Source organism: Fontimonas sp. FW305-C-3 (assembly GCF_058783185.1).
In genome coordinates this window covers 1-662 of the sequence record NZ_JBYSYK010000011.1, presented here as the reverse complement: position 1 = coordinate 662, position 662 = coordinate 1, and the positions used below count along the sequence as shown (strand labels likewise).

The 662-nt window shown below is 60.9% G+C and carries 1 protein-coding gene; it reads left to right on the top strand.

All coding sequences use genetic code 11. The features are described 5' to 3' along the window. Window positions 1-662: calcium-binding protein (locus tag AC3WUF_RS20950; protein WP_492429344.1), on the top strand; the 662-nt coding region annotated here is incomplete at both ends.

The following is a 662-nucleotide window of genomic DNA, read 5'->3' as shown; positions in this document are numbered from 1 at the left end:
ACGGATACGCTGACGATCAGCAATTATTTCGACGGTGACGCTGCGGGCGCATACCGCATCGACCAGTTCCGCTTCGCAGACGGCACGATTCAAGATGTTGCGGCGATCAAGGAGATCGTTCAGATCCCGACCGAGGCCGCGAACACGATCTATGGATACGGCACCGTCGATACGATCAGCGGCCTGGGCGGCAACGATACGATCTACGGCTATGGCGGTAACGACGTCCTCAGCGGCGACGACGGTGATGACCTCCTGGAGGGTGGCGACGGAAACGACACCCTGAATGGAGGTGGCGGAAACGACACGCTTCGAGGCGACAACGGAAACGACACGCTTTTGGGCGGTGCCGGGAATGATCGGCTGGAAGGCGAGGCGGGGAATGACCGAATCGACGGTGGTGCCGGCAACGATACGCTGATCGGTAGCACCGGAAACGACGTGTACGTCTTCGGCCGTGGGGCAGGTCAGGACACGATCACGAGCTATGACACCGGAGCCGGTCGCCTCGATGTCGTCGAGTTCGGGGCTGACGTTCTGGTTTCCGACGTTACGTACCGCCGCTCGGGGAATAACCTCCTCATCGCGATCGCCGGGACGACGGATACGCTGACGATCAGCAATTATTTCGACGGTGACGCTGCGGGCGCATACCGCATCGA